Source organism: Polaromonas sp. CG_9.7, from assembly GCF_015752205.1.
GTDB lineage: Bacteria > Pseudomonadota > Gammaproteobacteria > Burkholderiales > Burkholderiaceae_C > Polaromonas.
The window spans coordinates 18,497-36,456 of record NZ_JADOVG010000022.1; the positions used below are offsets into that span (position 1 = coordinate 18,497).

Below are 17,960 nucleotides of genomic sequence, written 5' to 3' on the forward strand. Positions count from 1 at the left end.
GGATGACAAGGGCTGATGTATTGCGCTTTAACCTGTAAAGCGACCTGAGTAGTAACAAAATTTGAGAAAATAATGCCTGTGGCGCTTGCCCAGTATGCATAACCCGCTATTTAATCAGGAGCATTTGACGCCGCTCTTGCAGGCAGGCACTGCCGGATCAGACCGTCCCGGACGCACGCTGGAAGCCTGACGACGCCTGCATCAGGCTCAGCGTATAAGGCTCGGTCACGCGGTGGGCAGCCAGGTCGCTGGACGCCACAACTTCTACCGTCTGGCCGCGCTGCATCACCATCAGCCGTTCGCATAAATGCGTCACCACCGCCAAGTCGTGGCTGACCATGATGAAGGTCAGGTTGCGGCGCTGGCGCAGGTCTTCGAGCAGGTTCAGCACCTCGGCCTGCACTGACGCATCGAGTGCCGACGTGGGCTCGTCCAGCAGCAAAATCTGCGGCTCCAGAATCAACGCCCGCGCAATGGCGATGCGCTGGCGCTGTCCGCCCGACAACTGGTGCGGGTAGCGAAAGCGAAAACCCTGCCCGAGTCCGACTTCATCGAGCGCGCGTTCAATGCGCGTTTCAGCGTCACCAATGCCGTGAATCGCCAGCGGTTCGGCCAGCAGCCGGTCCACCGTCTGGCGCGGGTGCAGCGAGCCGTACGGGTCCTGGAACACCATCTGCACACGGCGGCGAAACGCCTTGCTGCCGGGCGCATGGCTTGTGCTGTCGCCGGTCAGCTGCACCGTGCCCGATTCCTTAGGCGCCAGCCCGCAGATGGCGCGCAGCACCGTCGATTTGCCTGAGCCCGATTCGCCGACGATGCCGAAGCTTTCACCCGGCGCGACGCGAAACGACGTGTCGGCGACGGCGACGAAGCCGTCAAAACTGACGCGCAGGTGGCCAACGTCCAGGCCCAGGGATGTGTGCGTGCTCACAGCGCCCACTCCGGCCGGCGGTCCAGCGTTGCCAGCGGATGCGTGGACATGCCGAGTTGCGGCAAGCACGCCATCAACCCGCGCGTATACGGATGCTGCGCATGGGCCAGGCCGCCCGCCGCCAGTTTTTCCACCACGCGGCCGGCGTACATCACCAGAATGCGGTCGCAAAACGACGACACCAGCCGCAAGTCGTGCGACACCAGGATCAGGCCCATGCCGCGCTCGACCACCAGGGCATCAAGGATCGACAGCACCTGCAACTGCACGGTGACATCGAGCGCTGACGTCGGCTCGTCGGCAATCAAAATATCGGGCTCGGCAATCAGCATCATGGCAATCATCGCCCGCTGGCCCATGCCGCCCGAGACTTCGTGCGGATACAGCTTGTAGACGCGCTCCGCGTTGTCGATGCGCACCGATTCGAGCGCAGCCAGTGCGCGCTTTTTGGCTTCACGACTCGACACGCGGGTATGCGCCTGCAGCGTCTCGACAATCTGCGCGCCGATGGTCATGACCGGATTGAGCGAAAACTTCGGGTCCTGCAGCACCATCGCGATGCGCCCACCGCGCAAGGCCCGGCGCTGCTTGGGCGGGCAATTCAGCAGATCAACGCCGCCAAATTCAAGCCGCTTCGCCGAGATGCGGCCTTCGGGTGCGGTCAGGCCCAGAATGGCGCGGCCGGTTTGCGACTTGCCAGAACCCGATTCGCCGACGATGCCGAGTCGCTCGCGGCCCAGCGTGAACGACACGCCGCGCACGGCTTCGACCATGCCGCCGTCGCGTCCCGGAAACGCCACGCGCAAATCCTCGACGACCAGCAGGGGATTCGTGCTCATCTGGCAGCCTTCGGGTCCATCGCATCGCGCAAGCCGTCGCCCAGCAGGTTGAACGCCAGGCTGACGACAAAAATCGCCGCGCCGGGTGCCGCCGCCACCCACCACTGGTCGAGCACATGGAGCCGGCCGTTGGCAATCATCGCGCCCCATTCGGGCATCGGTGGCTGCGCGCCCAGGCCCAGAAAGCCCAGCCCGGCAGCGGTCAAAATGATGCCCGCCATGTCCAGCGTGACGCGAACAATCACCGACGACACGCACAGCGGCATGATGTGCCGCAGCACGATGCGCCACGGCGACGCGCCCAGCAACTGCACGGCGGCAATGTAGTCGGTCTGGCGAATCGTCAGCGTTTCGGCCCGCGCCATGCGCGCGTAGGGCGGCCAGGACGTGATGGCAATCGCGATCACCGCGTTTTCGATGCCGGGGCCGAGCGCGGCGACAAACGCCAGCGCCAGAATCAGGCGCGGAAACGCCAGAAAAATGTCGGTGATGCGCATCAAGCAGGCATCGACCAGCCCGCCCGCATACCCCGCCACGGTGCCGACCAGCAGCCCGAGCGGCGCGGCCAGCACGGCGACCAGCACCACCACGAACAGCGTGATGCGCGAACCGTGAATCAGCCGCGACAAAATGTCGCGCCCCTGGTCGTCGGTGCCCATCCAGTGCGCCCATGACGGCGGCAGCAGCCGCGTGGTGCGCAAATCACCGATATAGGCCGAGTAGGGCGCCAGCAAGTCGGCAAAGATTGCCACCAGAATCAGGGCCAGCACGATCACCAGCCCGACCATTGCCAGCCGGTTGCGCGCAAAGGTACGGCAGCCGCCGTAAGCCCGGCCCAGTGCCGCCTGGCGGCGCGACAGGGGCCGGTCCGACATCAACCACTGGTGCAGACTTTCAGGTTTTGAAAGCGTCGTCTCGTTCATCGCGTGCGCGTCCTCGGGTCCAGCAGGGTGTAGAGCAGGTCGGACAGCAAATTCAGGCCGATAAAGACCGAGCCCACCACGATGGTGCCGCCCAGCACCGCGTTCATGTCGGCGTTCTGCAGCGAGTTGGTGATGTACAGGCCCAGCCCCGGCCAGGCAAACACGGTTTCTGTCAGCACCGAGCCTTCGAGCAGGCCGGCATACGACAGCGCAATCACCGTCACCAGCGGCACCATGGCATTGCGCAGCGCATGGCGCCAGATGATGCGCGCCTCCGACAGGCCCTTCGCGCGCGCCGCCACCACGTATTCCTGCGCCAACTCGTTGAGCATGAACGAGCGCGTCATGCGGCTGATGTAGGCCAGCGAAAAGTAGCCCAGCAGCGACGCCGGCAAAATCAAGTGCGACAGCGCGTTGCCAAAAGCGTCCCACTCGCCCGCCATCGCGGTGTCCAGCAGCAAAAAGCCGGTGCTAGGGACCAGCGTGTATTCATAAACCACGTCGATGCGCCCCGGCCCGCCGACCCAGTCCAGCTTGGCGTAAAACAGCACCAGCCCCATCAGACCGAGCCAGAAGATCGGCACCGAATACCCCACCAGCCCGATGACGCGCACCACCTGGTCAACCAGCTTGCCGCGCCGCACTGCCGCCCACACGCCCAGCGGCACGCCCAGTCCCGCGCCGAACAAGATGCCCAGGCTGGCCAGTTCCATCGTTGCAGGAAAGGTGCGGCGAATGTCCTGCATCACCGGGTTGGCGGTCAGCACCGAGACGCCAAAATCGCCACTCAGCACCTTGCGCAGGTAGATGTAAAACTGCGTGTATAGCGGCTTGTTCAGCCCCATTTCCTCGCGCACGCGGGCCACCACATGCGGCGGCGCGTTGTCGCCGACCATCGCCAGCACAGGGTCGACCGGAATCACCCGGCCGATGAAAAACGTCACCGCCAGCAGGCCCAGGTAGGTGAGCCCAATCACCACCAGAAAGCGCCCGAGGGCCTTCAGGTGGCGGACGTGGTTTGAGGGGCGGGATGACTGGGCCGCAGACAGCGGCGCCGCGCCTAGGGTGAGGGAATCAGGAACTGCCAAAACTGCAAGTCGCCGGGTTAGCGCTTGGCGACCTTGAACATGTAGTTGGTGTCAAACGTGGGCCCAAGCTTCAGGCCGTCCACATTGCTGCGGTAGGCGGCGACTTCGGTCTGCTGGTACAGCATGATGAACGGGCTGGTCTTGCGGAATTCGGACTGCAGTTCTTCGTACATCGCCTTGCGCTTGCCGGCATCGCGCTCCAGCACGGCGGCATCCGATTGCTTGGTCAGCTCCGGAATCGCCCAGGCATTGCGCCACGACAGCGGCTTGGCCTTGGCGTCGTCGGCGTTGTCGGGGTTACGGGTGAAGGTGTCGGCGTTTGAGTGCGGGTCCCAGTAGTCAGAGCCCCACTGGCCGATGTACATGTCGTGCGTGCGGCCCCGGTACTTGGTCAGCACCTGCTTGCCGTCGCCGGGAATGATTTCCACCTCAATGCCCGCCAGCTTGGCGCTCTGCTGGAAGGCTTCTGTGATGCCCTGCACCGGCTGAACGGTGCGCATGTCAATCGTCACCTTGAAGCCGTTCGGCACACCGGCCTTGGCCAGCAGCGCCTTGGCCTTGGCCACGTCAAGCTTGTACGGGTTGTCCTTGCTCGCGCCCAAGAGGCCGATGGGCAGGAAGTTCTGGTGCACCACGCCGATGTTCTTGATCAGCGTGTCGCCGATGGCCGAATAATCGACCAGCCATTTCAGGGCTTCGCGCACCTCGGGCTTGGCCAGCGTCGGGTTTTTCTGGTTCAGGCTGATGTAGTACACCGTGCCTTTGGGCGCCGAAGTGAGCTTGATGTCCTTGTTGGTGCTGACGGCGGCAATGTCTTGCGGACTCAGGTTGCGGGCAATGTCGATGTCGCCTTTTTCCAGCAGCAGGCGCTGGGTGGCCGCCTCCTTGACATGGCGGTAGATCACGCGGGCCATGGGCGGCTTGGGGCCGTGGTAGTTGTCATTGCGCTCCAGCGCCACGATCTCGTTGGCCCGCCACTCGCGCAGCTTCATCGGGCCGGATCCAGCGTAGTTGGTTTTCAGCCAGCCGTAGCCCCAGTCGCCGCCTTGTTCCTTGGTCAGCAGCAGTTTCTTGTCGACAATGGCGCCGATGTTGGCCGTCAGGCAGTTAAGCACGAAGGTCGGCGCATACGCCTTGTCGGTCTCCAGCGTCAGGCTCAGGGGGCCGGTGGCCTTGATTTTCTCCTTGACGTTGTCCTTGCTGAAGCCAAACTGCGTCAGGATGAAGGCCGGCGACTTGTCCAGGCTGACCGCCCGGTGCAGCGACCAGGCCACTTCGTCCGCCGTCAGCGCATTGCCGGAGGCAAACTTCAGACCGGGCTTGATCTCGAAGGTGTAGGTCTTGCCATCCGGGGACACGGCCCAGGACTTGGCCACATCGCCGATCAGCTTGGACGGGTCGTTCACATCGAGCCGCACCAGCCGGTCGTAGGTGTTGCCCATGACTTCGCCGGCTGACAGCTCAAACGCTTCTGCGGGGTCCATCGTGATGATGTCGTCAAACGCAAAGGCCACCACCAGTGTGTCCTTGGGCGTGGCGGCCAGCGCAGCCGCGCCGTGGCACAGCAGCAGCCCGGCCGCAGCGGTGGCGCACAGCACGCGGCGGGACAGCGGAAAAGAGGGAAGTGACGAAGTGGCCAAGATGAATTCCTTTGCGTGGGTCAACCGGTGTCGAACGAATGTTGATCGTACTGCAAAGGATGCAGGAATCATGCCTGCAAGCTTCTCGAATTTACCGTAGCGTGCTATTTAAAATATAGCTGAAAACGCTTGCCAGTATTGCGCTAAAGCCCTAAAATTTGTCAAAGTTTGACCGCACATCTCGTTGGGACTGCCAGCGCTGGGTTTTCTTCCTTGGTCACCAGCCAGATGCCCATGCACACCAGTCCCAGCGCAGCGACGTTTTTCCACTCCAGGATTTTCTCGTCCAGGAACAGCGCCGACAGCACGGTGCCGAACGCCGGAATCATGAAATTGAATGCCGTCACCATGCTGACCCGGTTGTACTTCAGCAAGAGGGTTCAGAGCGAAAACGCGGCGGATGAAAAAATCACCAGATAAGCCAGCCGGCGTTCAGCGGCCCAGTTCCCGCAAGTAACTGGCGCGCGCCTCAAGGGCGGTGTCGGGGAAGTCGCTGAACACGCCGTCCAGTCCCAGGCGGTAAAACTGCAGGTACTCGGCCTTCGGATCCTTGTTGTAGTCAAAAGCCAGGCGGCGCTGTTCGTTGCGAAAGGTGTAGGCATGCACGAACAGGCCGGCCTTGTGGGCGTCGGCAATCAGCGTGGTGGGCGGTTGGCTGCTGGCGTCGTTGTAGTTGACCTTTCCATCGCCGTTGACATCGCGCAGGTTGCCGGCCGCGTCCAGCGCGCCCTTGACCGGCACGATGTAGGGCTTCCACGGACCGATGCCGTCGGCGTAGGTCTTGATTTCAGCCAGGCCCGCCGGCGTGACCATGGCACTGAACAAGCGGGTGTCGCCGCTCAGCGTCCAGTCATAGGGGCGGTCATAAGGTGCGGCGTAGGTCAGTTTGCCGGTTTTCAGGTCGTAGTCGTCTGCATCGATCAACTGGATGAGCTTGGCCTGCAAGCCCTTGGTTTTCATCTCTTTCAGGCTGCCAGGCTCAAAGCTTTGAACATAGACCGGCGAGGTCTTGTTGTTCCAGCCGGCGGCGGTGATGGCCGCGATGAGCTTGTCTTCCAGTGGCAGCCCCAGGGCGCGGTGGTAGCTTGGGTTCTTGGTTTCGGGGTAGACGGCAATCGTGCGGCCCAGTTGCGTGCTGCGGGTTTTGACCAGGTCGATCAATTCCTGGAAGGTGATGACCTTGAACTTGCCGTTGTTGCTCTGGTCGCGCTCGCTGTCGGTGATCAGGGCGCCCAGTGTCTTGATCTCGGCCAGTGTGAAGTCGCTGGCAAACCAGCCCGTCTGGGTTTCGCCATCGACTGTCGTGGTTTTTTTTCGGCTGGCAAATTCGGGGCGTTTGGCGACATCGGTGCTGAAGTCCAGGTTCGGGTCGTGCCGGGCAATCAAAACGCCGTCTTTGGTGGAAACGAGGTCTGGCTCGACCACGTCGGCACCCAGGTCAATGGCACGGGCATACGCCTCAAGCGTTTCTTCAGGCAGTGCGCCCGAGGCACCCCGGTGCGCAATCACCAGCGGCTGCACATTGGCCAGGGTTTTGAAGGGTTGCACTGCGGGCAGGGGGTCGTCGCCACCGCCGCAAGCCGACAGCGCCAGCAGCATCGCGCTGGCCGTCACGGACAGCTTGAGGTAATTTGTCTGGGCAAAAAAGGTCATCAAAATCTCCCATGGTATGAAATACAGGAGTTTCTGGCCTTTTCATGACGGTTTGATGTGGTGTTACTGTAAGTTGCTGTTTTAGCGTTGAAAAACAGCCAAACACAGTGCCCGGCAAAGCCTATAGCAGGCGCGCCAGGTAATGCCCGGTATGGCTGTCAGGGTTGGCGGCAATGTCTTCAGGCGTGCCCACGCCCACCACCATGCCGCCGCCGGCGCCGCCTTCCGGCCCCATGTCGATCAGCCAGTCGGCGGTCTTGATCACGTCCAGGTTGTGTTCGATCACGACGATGGTGTTGCCGGCATCGCGCAGCTGGTGCAGCACTTTGAGCAGCAGGTCGATGTCGGCAAAGTGCAGGCCGGTGGTCGGCTCGTCCAGGATGTAGAGCGTGCGGCCGGTGTCGCGTTTGCTCAGCTCCAGCGCGAGTTTCACCCGCTGCGCTTCGCCGCCCGACAGCGTGGTCGCCGACTGGCCGAGCTTGATGTAGCTCAGGCCCACATCCAGCAGCGTGTGCAATTTGCGCGCAATCGTCGGCACGGCCTTGAAGAATTCGGCCGCCAGCTCCACCGTGAGGTCAAGGATTTGCGCGATGTTCTTGCCCTTGTACTGGACTTCGAGCGTTTCGCGGTTGTAGCGCATGCCCTTGCAGACGTCGCAGGGCACGTACACGTCGGGCAAAAAGTGCATTTCGACTTTCACCATGCCGTCGCCCTGGCAGGCTTCGCAGCGCCCGCCGGCCACGTTGAAGCTGAAGCGCCCGGCGCCGTAGCCGCGTTCGCGCGCGGTGTTCATCTCGGCCATCAGCTCGCGGATCGGCGTGAACAGGCCGGTGTAGGTGGCTGGGTTGCTGCGCGGCGTGCGGCCAATCGGCGACTGGTCGACGTTGATGACCTTGTCGAAATGCTCGATGCCCTCGATGGCTTCGTGTGGCGCCGGCTCTTCATGCGCGCGGTAAAGCGTGCGGGCAACGGCGGCGTACAGCGTGTCGTTGACCAGCGTGGATTTGCCCGAGCCCGACACGCCGGTCACGCAGGTCAGCAGGCCGACCGGAAACTCGACGCTCACGCCCTGCAGGTTGTGGCCGGTGGCATTGACCACGCGCAGCGCCTGCATGTCGCCCAGCGTCGCTTGGTGTGCAGCTTCACGCGCTGCGCGGCGTTCGGCCGCCGGACTGGGCGCAAAGCGCGACTTGCTCTGATCGAACGCGCGGGCGTTCTTGACCGTCGGCAGCCACGGCGTTCGGTGCTTGGGCACGGCGATCTTCAGCGTGCCCGCCAGGTATTTTCCGGTCAGCGAGTCGGGATTCGCCTGCACCTGCGCAAACGTTCCCTGCGCCATGACGCGACCGCCATGAATGCCAGCACCCGGCCCCATGTCGATGACGTGGTCGGCGGCGCGGATCATGTCCTCGTCGTGCTCGACCACCAGCACGCTGTTGCCAATGTCGCGCAAATGCTTGAGCGTGCCGATCAGCCGGTCGTTGTCGCGCTGGTGCAGGCCGATGCTGGGCTCGTCGAGCACATACATCACGCCGGTCAGGCCCGAGCCGATCTGCGACGCCAGCCGGATGCGCTGCGACTCGCCGCCCGACAGCGTCTCGGCGCTGCGGTCCAGGCTCAGGTAGTTCAAACCCACGTCGTTGAGGAACTTCAGCCGCAGGCCGATTTCGCGCACCACCTTGGCGGCAATCTCGGCCTTCGCGCCCTGCATCGTCAAGGTGCTGAAGTAGTGGAAGCTTTCGCGCAGGGTGCTGTGGCTGACTTCGTAAATCGCCTTGCGGCTGGGTTGCGCGTCACCTTTTGATGTGCCGACCAGGTAGACATGGCGCGCTTCGCGCCGCAGCCGCGTGCCGCCGCAGTCGGGGCAGGGCTGCACGCTGCGGTAGCGGGCCAGGTCGTCGCGCACCACGGCGGAGTCGGTTTCGCTGTAGCGGCGCTCGAAGTTGGTGATGATGCCTTCGAACGGATGCTTCTTGCTGACCTTTTTTCCGGCTTTTTCGCCCGTATCCATCAGGTAGCTGAACTTGATCTCTTCTTCGCCCGAGCCGTGCAGCACCACCTGTTGCACGTTCTCGGGCAGGTCTTCAAACGCCGTGTCGATGTCGAACCGGTAATGCGCCGCCAGGCTCTCCAGCATCGAAAAATAATAGGCATTGCGCCGGTCCCAGCCCTTGACCGCGCCGCTGGCCAGGCTCAGCGATGGAAAGGCCACGATCCGCGCCGGATCGAAAAAGTCGCTGTGTCCCAGGCCGTCGCAGCACGGGCAGGCGCCGACCGGCGAGTTGAAGGAAAACAGGCGCGGCTCCATCTCGCTGAGCGAATAGCTGCAGACCGGGCAGGAAAACTTGGCGCTGAACAGGTGTTCCTGGCCCGAATCCATTTCCAGCGCCAGCGCCCGGCCATCGGCCAGCCTTAACGCCGCTTCAAAGCTCTCGGCCAGTCGCTGCCGTAGTGCGGGTGGCGGCACCGCGCCGGCTTCGGTTGGGACGTCAGGCGCGGTTTCTTTGTCCAGGCGCACCTTGACGCGGTCGATCACCACGTCAATCGTGTGTTTTTCGGTTTTCTTGAGCTTGGGCAGCGCGTCGAATTCGTAGGTTGCGCCATCGACCCGGAAACGCACATAGCCCTGCGCCTGCATGGCCTCGAACAGGTCGACAAACTCGCCCTTGCGCTCGCGTGCCACGGGCGCCAGGATCATCAGCCGCGTGTCCTCGGGCAGGGCCAGCACGGTGTCGACCATTTCGCTGACGCTTTGCGCCTGCAGCGGCAGGTCATGCACCGGGCAAAACGGCGTGCCGGCGCGGGCATACAGCAAGCGCAGGTAGTCATGGATCTCGGTCACGGTGCCGACGGTGGAGCGCGGGTTGTGGCTGGTGGCTTTTTGCTCGATGGAAATCGCCGGCGACAGGCCTTCGATCATGTCCACGTCGGGCTTGTCCATCAGCTGCAAAAACTGCCGCGCATAGGTCGACAGGCTTTCGACATAGCGGCGCTGGCCCTCGGCATACAGCGTGTCAAACGCCAGGCTCGACTTGCCTGAGCCGGAAAGGCCGGTGATGACGACCAGCTGGTTGCGCGGAATGTCGAGGTCGATGTTTTTCAGGTTGTGCGTGCGCGCCCCCCGAATGCTGATGGCCTGCGCGCCATGGCCTGTGGGCCGGGCTGCCCGCTCAAAAGCCTGGATTGCCTGGTCTTCGGCGGCTGCATGTGCGTCTGAAGGCATGATGGCGGGGTCAAGCGCGGGCAGGGAAGTCAGGGGTTTGCTGTCGTTGGGAAAGTTCACAGGGTTGCAGCGCCAGAAAAACTTTCGATCATAGACCTGAGCCGGCTTGCGGGCAGTGCCGCCGCCGGGTATCAAGCACAATACGGGGCCTTGTCCAGGCCATTCATCGAGCTTTCTGTGCTTGTGTGAAGACGCTTTTCAGGCACGGCTGCCATGCGTTAAGGCCACGGCTGTTTGCGGTAATTTTCCACTTTTGAGACTCCTTCACCGTGTCTTCTGCAGCCCCTTCTTTTCCCATGACCGCCCTGGAGCGGCGCGCCAGCTTCTCGCTGGCGTCGATTTTTGCGCTGCGCATGCTGGGCCTGTTTTTGGTGTTGCCGGTGTTTGCGCTGGAAGCGGCACGCTATCCGGGCGGTGACGACCCGGCCAAAGTTGGCTTGGCGATGGGCATTTACGGGCTGACGCAGGCGCTACTGCAGATTCCTTTTGGCCTGGCGTCGGACCGGCTGGGCCGCAAACGGGTGATCGTGGCCGGGCTGATGGTGTTTGCGCTGGGCAGCTTTGTCGCAGCTGCCGCACCCGACCTGAACTGGCTGCTGGCGGGCCGGGCATTGCAGGGCGCGGGCGCGATCTCTGCCGCCGTCACCGCGCTGCTGGCCGACCAGACGCGCGACGAGGTCCGCACCAAGGCCATGGCGCTGGTCGGCGGCAGCATCGGACTGATGTTTGCCGTGTCGCTGGTGCTGGCGCCGGCGCTCAATGCCCGCATCGGGTTGAGTGGCCTGTTCGTGCTGACAGGCGTGCTGGCGCTGGCCGGCATCGTCATGGTGCTGTGGCTGGTGCCGCCCGAGCCGTTGCTGCACCAGGACATGGCGCGCGGCGGCGTTGCCGATGTGCTGCGGCGCGGCGACATGCTGGGCCTGAACTTTGGCGTGTTCGTGCTGCATGCGGTGCAGCTGTCCATGTGGGTGGCGGTGCCGGCGCTGCTGGTGCAGGCCGGGCTGCTCAAGGCGCTGCACTGGCAGGTGTATCTGCCGGCGGTGCTGGCGTCGTTCGTGGTGATGGGCGGCACGCTGTTTCCGCTGGAGCGGCGCGGCCACCTGCGTGCCGTGCTGCTGGCCGCGATTGCCCTGCTGGCGCTGGTGCAACTGGGTTTTCTTTGCATGGCCATGGCGGCCGGCGGCGCGGCGCCATCGCTGTGGATGCTGGGCGGCTTGCTGCTGCTGTTTTTTTGCAGTTTCAATGTGCTGGAGGCCAGCCAGCCGAGTCTGGTGTCACGCCTGGCCCATGCCTCCAGCCGGGGCGCAGCGCTGGGGTTGTACAACACCTCGCAGTCGCTGGGGCTGTTTGCCGGTGGCGCACTGGGTGGGGCGATGCTCAAGTGGGGTGGGGCGCCAGGCCTGTTTGTCTCGACCACCGCGCTGTCGTTGCTCTGGCTGGCGGTGGCCTGGCGGATGATGCCGGTCCAGCCCGCCAGGGCCCGACCCATTCCGGCCTGAGTTTCAGCGCGCCTGCGGCGCTTCGGCTGGAACGGCAGCCGGCGGCGGCGGCTGCAGGCCGGCAATCATGTGTTCGGCCAGCGTGGCGTACAGCGGCCGGCTGATCATGCGCGACAGCAGGCTGGCCAGCATGGCCGCCATCATCAGGCTGAGCACCATGGCGCGGCCATCGACCATTTCCATCACGATGATGAACGCCGTCAGCGGCGCCTGCGTGACAGCCGCCAAGAAGGCGGCCATGCCGATGGCGATCAACGCGGCGCTGATGTCGGGCGCCGTGAGCAGGGCAATGTTGCTGCCCACGCCGGCGCCTATCGACAAGGCGGGCGCAAAAATGCCGCCGGGTACGCCGCACCAGGCGGCCAGCCAGGTGGCAATGAACTTGAGCAATACATACAGCGACGGTATATCGGCCTGGCCTGCCAGCATCTGCGTGACAGCGTGCGAGCCCGCGCCAAAGGTCGAGCCGTCGCTGACCAGTCCGATCACCGCAATCGCCAGGCCGCCGGCGGCGGCAAAGCGCACCGGGTGCAGGCTGCGCCACCGGCTGAAGCGGTCGGGTGACGAGCCGGTCAGCGAAATCGCCATCAGGCGTGCAAAAACGCCGCCGAGCAGGCCGCAGGCCAGCGCCACCATCAGACCGGGAAAGAGCGCATTCCAGCCCAGGATCGGCACCTTGATGACGCCGAAATAGGTGATGTTGCCAAAGGTCGAAACCCCCATCAGGCCGGCCAGCACGATGGCCGTGATGATCAGGCCGCTGTTGCGCGACTCCAGCTTGCTTGAAAGCTCCTCGATGGCAAACACCACCCCCGCCAGTGGCGCGTTGAAGGCCGCCGCAATGCCGGCTGCGCCGCCCGCCACCAGCAAGGCATGGTTGCTCATGCCGGATTCAGGACGCAGCCAGCGGCGCGCATGCTGCATCACGCCCGCCGCCACCTGAACTGACGGGCCTTCGCGGCCAATGGACAAGCCCGCCATCAGCCCGGCGGTGGACAGCCCGATCTTGGCCAGCGTCAGGCGCAGCGACACAAAACGGCTTTGCGCACCGGGCGGCAATGCGGGATCCAGCGCCGCCATGACCTGCGGAATGCCCGAGCCCGCAGCGCCGGGAAAATGACGCCGGGTCGCCCAGACGATGGCCGCTGTCAGGGCCGGCGTCCACAGCAAAATGGCCCAGCGGTTGGCGCCGTGAAGCCGCTCAAACAGCCCGAAGCCCCATTCGCCCAGCAGGGTGAAGGCCACCACGCTCAATCCGGCGGCAATTGCATAGACCAGCACCACGGCGCGGTCGAACCAGAGCCGGCCATTGGACAGTTCGCTGCGCAGGTTGTGCAGGAAATTGGGCTCATGGGGCGGTTGATGCATGGGGTGATTATTGCGTGACGGGCCAATCCGGCCAGCCAGGGCCTGCCGGATGCGGCACAATTGCGCTTTGGGCGCCACCCGCCCGTCAAGACACTTCCCCTGACCCATACCATTCCAGAGCAAGAGGCGGCACACCATGGCATCAGTCAATAAAGTCATCATCGTCGGCAATTTGGGCAAAGATCCCGAAATGCGCAGTTTTCCCAGCGGCGACCAGGTCGCCAACGTCACCATCGCCACCACCGACAAGTGGAAGGACAAGCAGTCCGGCGAAATGAAGGAAGCCACCGAATGGCACCGCATCGTGTTCAACGGCCGTCTGGCCGAGATCGTCGGCCAGTACCTGCGCAAGGGCTCGCAGGTGTATGTCGAAGGCTCCCTGCGCACCCGCAAGTGGACCGACCAGAGCGGCGTTGAAAAGTACACCACCGAAATCCGCGCCGACCAGATGCAGATGCTGGGCAGCCGCCAGGGCATGGGCGGCCCTGGTGCTGGCGGCCATGACGAGGGCGGCGGTTACGAAGCGCCGCGCCAGTCAGCCGCCCCTGCCAGCCGCCCGCCGCCGCCACGGCAGGCCCCCGCGCCTGCACCTTCCAAGGCGTCCAGCGGCTTTGACGACATGGACGACGACATTCCGTTCTGAGGTCTACCTGAGACCAATTCGGTAAAGAATTAAGCTAAAGCCCTGATTTATCAGGGCTTTTTTGTTTCCGCTTTGAATTTGAAAGTCCTTGGCGCGTCGACGGCTCAACGCTCGATCTGCAGCAGCAACGCCTCGAGTTGCTCGAAACCAATCGGCTTGGTCAGGTGGTCGTCGAAGCCGGCTTCGCGTGCCAGTTGCTTGTCCGACTCTTGGCCCCAGCCGGTCGCGGCGATCAGGACGATGTTCTTGCCCCAGGACAATTGACGCAACCGGCGCGCCATTTCGTAGCCGCTCACGTCGGGCAGGCCGATGTCCAGCAGCGCCACGTGGGGGACAAATTCTTCTGCCAGTTTCAGGCCGCTGGTGCCGTTGTGGGCCGTACGCGCCTCGTGTCCCAGCAATTCGAGCACCATTTTCATGCTCTCGGCAGCATCGACGTTGTCATCTACCACCAGGATGCGCAAACCCTCAACTTCAGCAGCGGAGGGCGTGTCTGCTGCTGCCTGCCGCAGCGCTTGCGAGAGCGGAAGGCGGACGGTGAATTCGCTGCCCTGGCCGACGCCTTCACTGGCCGCGCTGATGCTGCCGCCATGCAACGCAACCAGCCCGCGCACCAGCGCCAGTCCGATGCCGAGCCCGCCCTGTGAGCGTTCCAGTGCCGGTGTCAACTGGGAGAACATCTCGAAAATGGCGGCGAGCGACTCCTTTGGTATGCCGATGCCGGTGTCGCGCACCGACACCACGGCTTCATGGCCGCAGCACTGCAGCGCCAACCAGATGTGGCCGCCCCGGGGGGTGTACTTGGCCGCATTGTTGAGCAGGTTGGCAATCACCTGGGTCAGCCGGGTCGCGTCGGCGTCGATGATGACTTCCCCGGGGGGCAGTTCCACGCTGAGCGTGTGCCCGGCGTTTTGCAGCATGCCGCGCGCATCCTCCAGCGCCAGGTGCACGATGGCCGTCAGGTCGACCGGCTCGCGGCGCAGCGCCATGCGGCCCTGGGTGATGCGGGAAACCTCCATCAGGTCGTCCACCAGATGGGTGAGTTGCTGCAACTGGCGCTCCAGCACCCGGATCGACCCGTCTTGCCAGGGCGCGTTCTGCCCCTGCAGCTTGAGCGCTGCCACCACGTTGGACATGGGCGCCAGCGGGTTGCGCAGCTCATGCGCCAGAGTCGCCAGGAATTCATCCTTGCGACGGTCCGCCATCAGCAGCTTCTGATTGATTTCAAACAGCTGTGCCTCGGCGCCCAGGCGCGCTTCGAGGGCGGCCTCGGCAGCCTTGCGTGCCAGCAGCAGTTCTCGTTCGTAAGAGCGCCGGTCGGTGGCCATGAAGATCGCCAGTTCGTCCAGCAGTTGCCCACTGTGGCGCCGCCGCACGATGTTGAGCAGCATCGGCAGGCGGCTGCCATCACGGTGCAACAGATCGAACTGCACCTCGGCCACCGAACCCTGCATCTGCAGCAGCGGCACGCAGTTGGTCTGATGGAACACCTTGCCTCCCATGGGGAGCAGGTCTTGCAGTCGAAGGCGGCCGCGCAATTCATCGGTTTGGTAGCCCAGCCAGCGGCACAGCGTGGTGTTGACGCGCAGGATGGTGCCATCGGGGTCTGTCAACATCAGGCCGCACGCAGCATGCGCGAACAGCACGCTGTCTGCGGGCAGTGGCACGCGCTCGCTCATGGCCTAGCTGAGTAGTGGATCAAGAAATCGCTCGATGGCTGCAGAGCAGGCGGACGGCGTGCTGACGTGCGGGCAGTGGCCGACGTTGTCGATCAGTTCCAGCACGCTGTGCTGCAATTGCTGATGCATGTACTGGCCCACCGTAAGAGGAGCGATCAGGTCGTCGCTGCATTGCAGGATCAGCGCGGGCGTGGATGAAAGGGGCAGGGCGGCGCGATGGTCGGACAGGAATGTGACCCGGGCAAAATGCTTGGCAATCTCCGGGTCGTTGCGGCAAAAGCTGTTGGTCAGCTCAATGCCGAGTTCCGGCTGGTCCGGCATGCCCATGATGGCCGGCGCCATATTGCTGGACCAGCCCAGGTAGTTGCTGTCCATCGTGTCGAGCAAGTCGTCGATGTCGGCGCGCGTGAAACCACCGACATAGTCGCCGTGGTTGGTGTAGCACGGCGACGGCGCCACCATGATCTGCGCCAGAAAGCGCTCTGGCGCCTCGATGGTGGCCAGCAGGCCGATGATGGTGCTGACCGAGTGGCCGACCAGGATCACCGGGCCGGTGGCAAACTCGTCGACGATTTCCAGGATGTCGGCCGCATAGCCATTCAGCGAGCCGTATTTTTGCCGGTCGTAGGCGCTCAGGAGGGAGCCGCCACTGCCGACCAGGTCAAACGTAACGACCCGGAACCGTTCACTGAAGGCAGGAACGAGATATCTCCACATGAACTGGTCGCAGCCAAATCCATGGGCAAGCAGCATGGTGACAGGACCGTCGCCATAGGCATGCACGTTGTTTCGACGTTGGATACTCATAGGATTCTGGATAGGAGAGAAGCCGACATTGCGGCAGGTCCGTCGCAGGGATGGGCGATACAAGCCCGTAGCGATGGTTCGAGGCCATACTACCATCGCCCGCTGCAGTGCCCCATGGCCGCTGTGCAGCCGTGACAAAATGCCGGCGAGGGCCGCTGGCTGGGCATTGCGCCCATGGCTGGCCTTGGTCCTGTGTGGACCCAACCCCGTGTCCATTACGAAAGTGGAGAGTTCCCATTGCCTTCTGATAAATTTCCGATGAAAAGTGCCCGCTTGTTGCTGATGGGTGCCGGTTTGGCCGCCGCCGGCTTGCTGACCATGACACCAGCGCTGGCGCTGGGTGAACTTGAGCCGTTGACCAACATTCTGTCGGTTCCTGGGAGCGCTGGACTGGGCGTGGTTACCCACTTTGAAAGCTCGCCCTACCGTGGGGCTGGCAACCGATACGATGTCCTTCCGCTTTACCTGTACGAAGGCGAGCGCTTCTTTCTTCATGCCAACCGGGGCGGTGTGAAGCTGAAAGAGGCGGGTGACCAGCGCTTTGATTGGTTCATCGAGCAGCGGCTTGAAGGTTTTCCGGCCGACCGCTTGCCCGCCAGCCTGACGGGAATGGCAACCCGTGATTCGGGTATTGATATGGGCCTTTCCTGGCGTTACCGCCAGCCCTGGGGCACAGTGCAGGCCGAACTGCTGCATGACATCGGCGGGTTTTCAAAGGGCAGCGAGTTTCGTCTGGGCTATACCTACGACTTGCGTTACGGTCGGTTGAGCCTGCGCCCCAACCTGAGCGTGGCGCTGCGCGATGCGCGTCTGAACAACTATTACTACGGCGTGCAGCCCGGCGAAGCCACGCCCGGCCGCGCTGCCTATTCGCCAGGAGCGGGCCTCAACACCACGCTCGGCCTGTACGGCTCCTACGATCTGTCCCAGCGCTGGCGCCTGCTGGCCGGCGTGTCGGCCACCGTGCTGGACCGCCAGCTCAAGGACAGCCCCATTGTGCAAAAGCGCGTGCTGCCCGGCGTGTACGTGGGCGCGGCCTATGACTTTGGCGGGCACAAGCGCGAATGGGTGCAGGACGGCTCGCCGACCTGGTTCAAGCTGCTTTACGGCAAGGCCACCGACGACGGCTGCCATCTGCTCAAGATCGTGACCGCGCAATGCCTGTCAACGGCCAGCGTGAACCCCACCAGCATCACCGGCCTTCAGGTCGGCAAGCCTTTTTTGCAGAACGTCAACGGCTGGCCGCTTGATTTTGTCGGCTATGCCGGCTTGACCAGCCACAACGACCGGGGCCTGCAGGCCAACGGCTTGCAGCTCGACCTGTTCATGAAGGCTTTTTACACCGGCTTTCCATGGAGCGAACGGGTCAAGACGCGTCTGGGCATGGGCGTGGGCGTTTCGCTGGCCCAGCGGGCGCCGTACATTGAAGCCAGCAGCCAGGCAATGGACGGCAAGCCGGCTTCGCGCCTGCTCAATTACCTGGACCCGACGCTGGACGTGAGCCTGGGCGACCTGGTCGGTTCGCGTGCCTTGAAGGACACGTTCATCGGTTTTGGCGTGTCGCACCGTTCGGGCATCTTTGGCTCGTCGCGCCTGCTGGGCAATGTCAGCGGTGGCTCCAATTACATTTACACCTATGTCGAGTCGGCGCTGTAATCGGGCGGGTT

General features: G+C 63.6%; 14 protein-coding genes. 3 read left to right on the plus strand and 11 right to left on the minus strand.

Going from position 1 to position 17,960, the window contains the following annotated elements:
- Positions 1–157: 157 nt before the first annotated feature.
- From IWX87_RS17155 to uvrA, 8 genes are all read right to left on the minus strand, one after another.
- Complete coding sequence (locus IWX87_RS17155) at positions 158–931, minus strand: ABC transporter ATP-binding protein (protein WP_196864733.1); 774 nt, start codon at positions 929–931, stop codon at positions 158–160.
- On the minus strand, positions 928–1,770 hold the full coding sequence (locus IWX87_RS17160) for an ABC transporter ATP-binding protein (RefSeq protein WP_196864734.1): 843 nt from the start codon (positions 1,768–1,770) through the stop codon (positions 928–930). Before IWX87_RS17160 ends, IWX87_RS17155 begins: the two co-directional genes overlap by 4 nt.
- Positions 1,767–2,693 carry an ABC transporter permease gene (locus IWX87_RS17165; protein ID WP_196864735.1) on the minus strand — a complete coding sequence of 309 codons (927 nt, stop codon included), beginning with the start codon at positions 2,691–2,693 and terminating at the stop codon, positions 1,767–1,769. Before IWX87_RS17165 ends, IWX87_RS17160 begins: the two co-directional genes overlap by 4 nt.
- Positions 2,690–3,781: an ABC transporter permease gene (locus IWX87_RS17170; protein ID WP_370583946.1), complete on the minus strand. Its 1,092-nt coding sequence runs from the start codon at positions 3,779–3,781 to the stop codon at positions 2,690–2,692. Before IWX87_RS17170 ends, IWX87_RS17165 begins: the two co-directional genes overlap by 4 nt.
- Positions 3,782–3,798: 17 nt before the next feature.
- Positions 3,799–5,493 (minus strand): ABC transporter substrate-binding protein, encoded by a 1,695-nt coding sequence (locus IWX87_RS17175; RefSeq protein WP_370583947.1) that lies wholly within the window; start codon positions 5,491–5,493, stop codon positions 3,799–3,801.
- An 89-nt stretch (positions 5,494–5,582) separates the two neighbouring features.
- On the minus strand, positions 5,583–5,795 hold the full coding sequence (locus tag IWX87_RS17180) for an EamA family transporter (RefSeq protein WP_370583948.1): 213 nt from the start codon (positions 5,793–5,795) through the stop codon (positions 5,583–5,585).
- A gap of 58 nt (positions 5,796–5,853) precedes the next feature.
- On the minus strand, positions 5,854–7,074 hold the full coding sequence (locus tag IWX87_RS17185; RefSeq protein WP_196864737.1) for a glycerophosphodiester phosphodiesterase: 1,221 nt from the start codon (positions 7,072–7,074) through the stop codon (positions 5,854–5,856).
- Between the two features lie 121 nt (positions 7,075–7,195).
- Positions 7,196–10,297, minus strand: a complete 3,102-nt coding sequence (gene uvrA / locus IWX87_RS17190; RefSeq protein ID WP_196864760.1) for an excinuclease ABC subunit UvrA — start codon at positions 10,295–10,297, stop codon at positions 7,196–7,198.
- A gap of 296 nt (positions 10,298–10,593) precedes the next feature.
- On the opposite strand from uvrA, the gene IWX87_RS17195 reads away from it, so the two are divergent.
- The gene (locus IWX87_RS17195; protein ID WP_196864761.1) at positions 10,594–11,796 is read left to right on the plus strand and encodes an MFS transporter; all 1,203 of its coding nucleotides are present in this window, start codon (positions 10,594–10,596) and stop codon (positions 11,794–11,796) included.
- 3 nt (positions 11,797–11,799) lie between these two features.
- Here the strand turns inward: IWX87_RS17195 and IWX87_RS17200 are convergent, their stop codons facing one another.
- Entirely contained in the window at positions 11,800–13,164 is a 1,365-nt protein-coding gene (locus IWX87_RS17200; RefSeq protein ID WP_196864738.1) for a chloride channel protein, read from the minus strand.
- A gap of 136 nt (positions 13,165–13,300) precedes the next feature.
- On the opposite strand from IWX87_RS17200, the gene ssb reads away from it, so the two are divergent.
- Positions 13,301–13,807: a single-stranded DNA-binding protein gene (gene ssb / locus IWX87_RS17205; protein WP_196864739.1), complete on the plus strand. Its 507-nt coding sequence runs from the start codon at positions 13,301–13,303 to the stop codon at positions 13,805–13,807.
- A 104-nt stretch (positions 13,808–13,911) separates the two neighbouring features.
- On the opposite strand, the gene IWX87_RS17210 is transcribed toward ssb, so the two are convergent.
- Both IWX87_RS17210 and IWX87_RS17215 read right to left on the minus strand, forming a co-directional pair.
- On the minus strand, positions 13,912–15,486 hold the full coding sequence (locus tag IWX87_RS17210) for an ATP-binding protein (protein WP_196864740.1): 1,575 nt from the start codon (positions 15,484–15,486) through the stop codon (positions 13,912–13,914).
- 3 nt (positions 15,487–15,489) lie between these two features.
- Positions 15,490–16,293: an alpha/beta fold hydrolase gene (locus IWX87_RS17215; RefSeq protein ID WP_196864741.1), complete on the minus strand. Its 804-nt coding sequence runs from the start codon at positions 16,291–16,293 to the stop codon at positions 15,490–15,492.
- A 258-nt stretch (positions 16,294–16,551) separates the two neighbouring features.
- Between IWX87_RS17215 and IWX87_RS17220 the strand changes: the two genes are divergently transcribed.
- Positions 16,552–17,949: a MipA/OmpV family protein gene (locus tag IWX87_RS17220; RefSeq protein WP_196864742.1), complete on the plus strand. Its 1,398-nt coding sequence runs from the start codon at positions 16,552–16,554 to the stop codon at positions 17,947–17,949.
- The last annotated feature ends 11 nt before the right edge of the window (positions 17,950–17,960 follow it).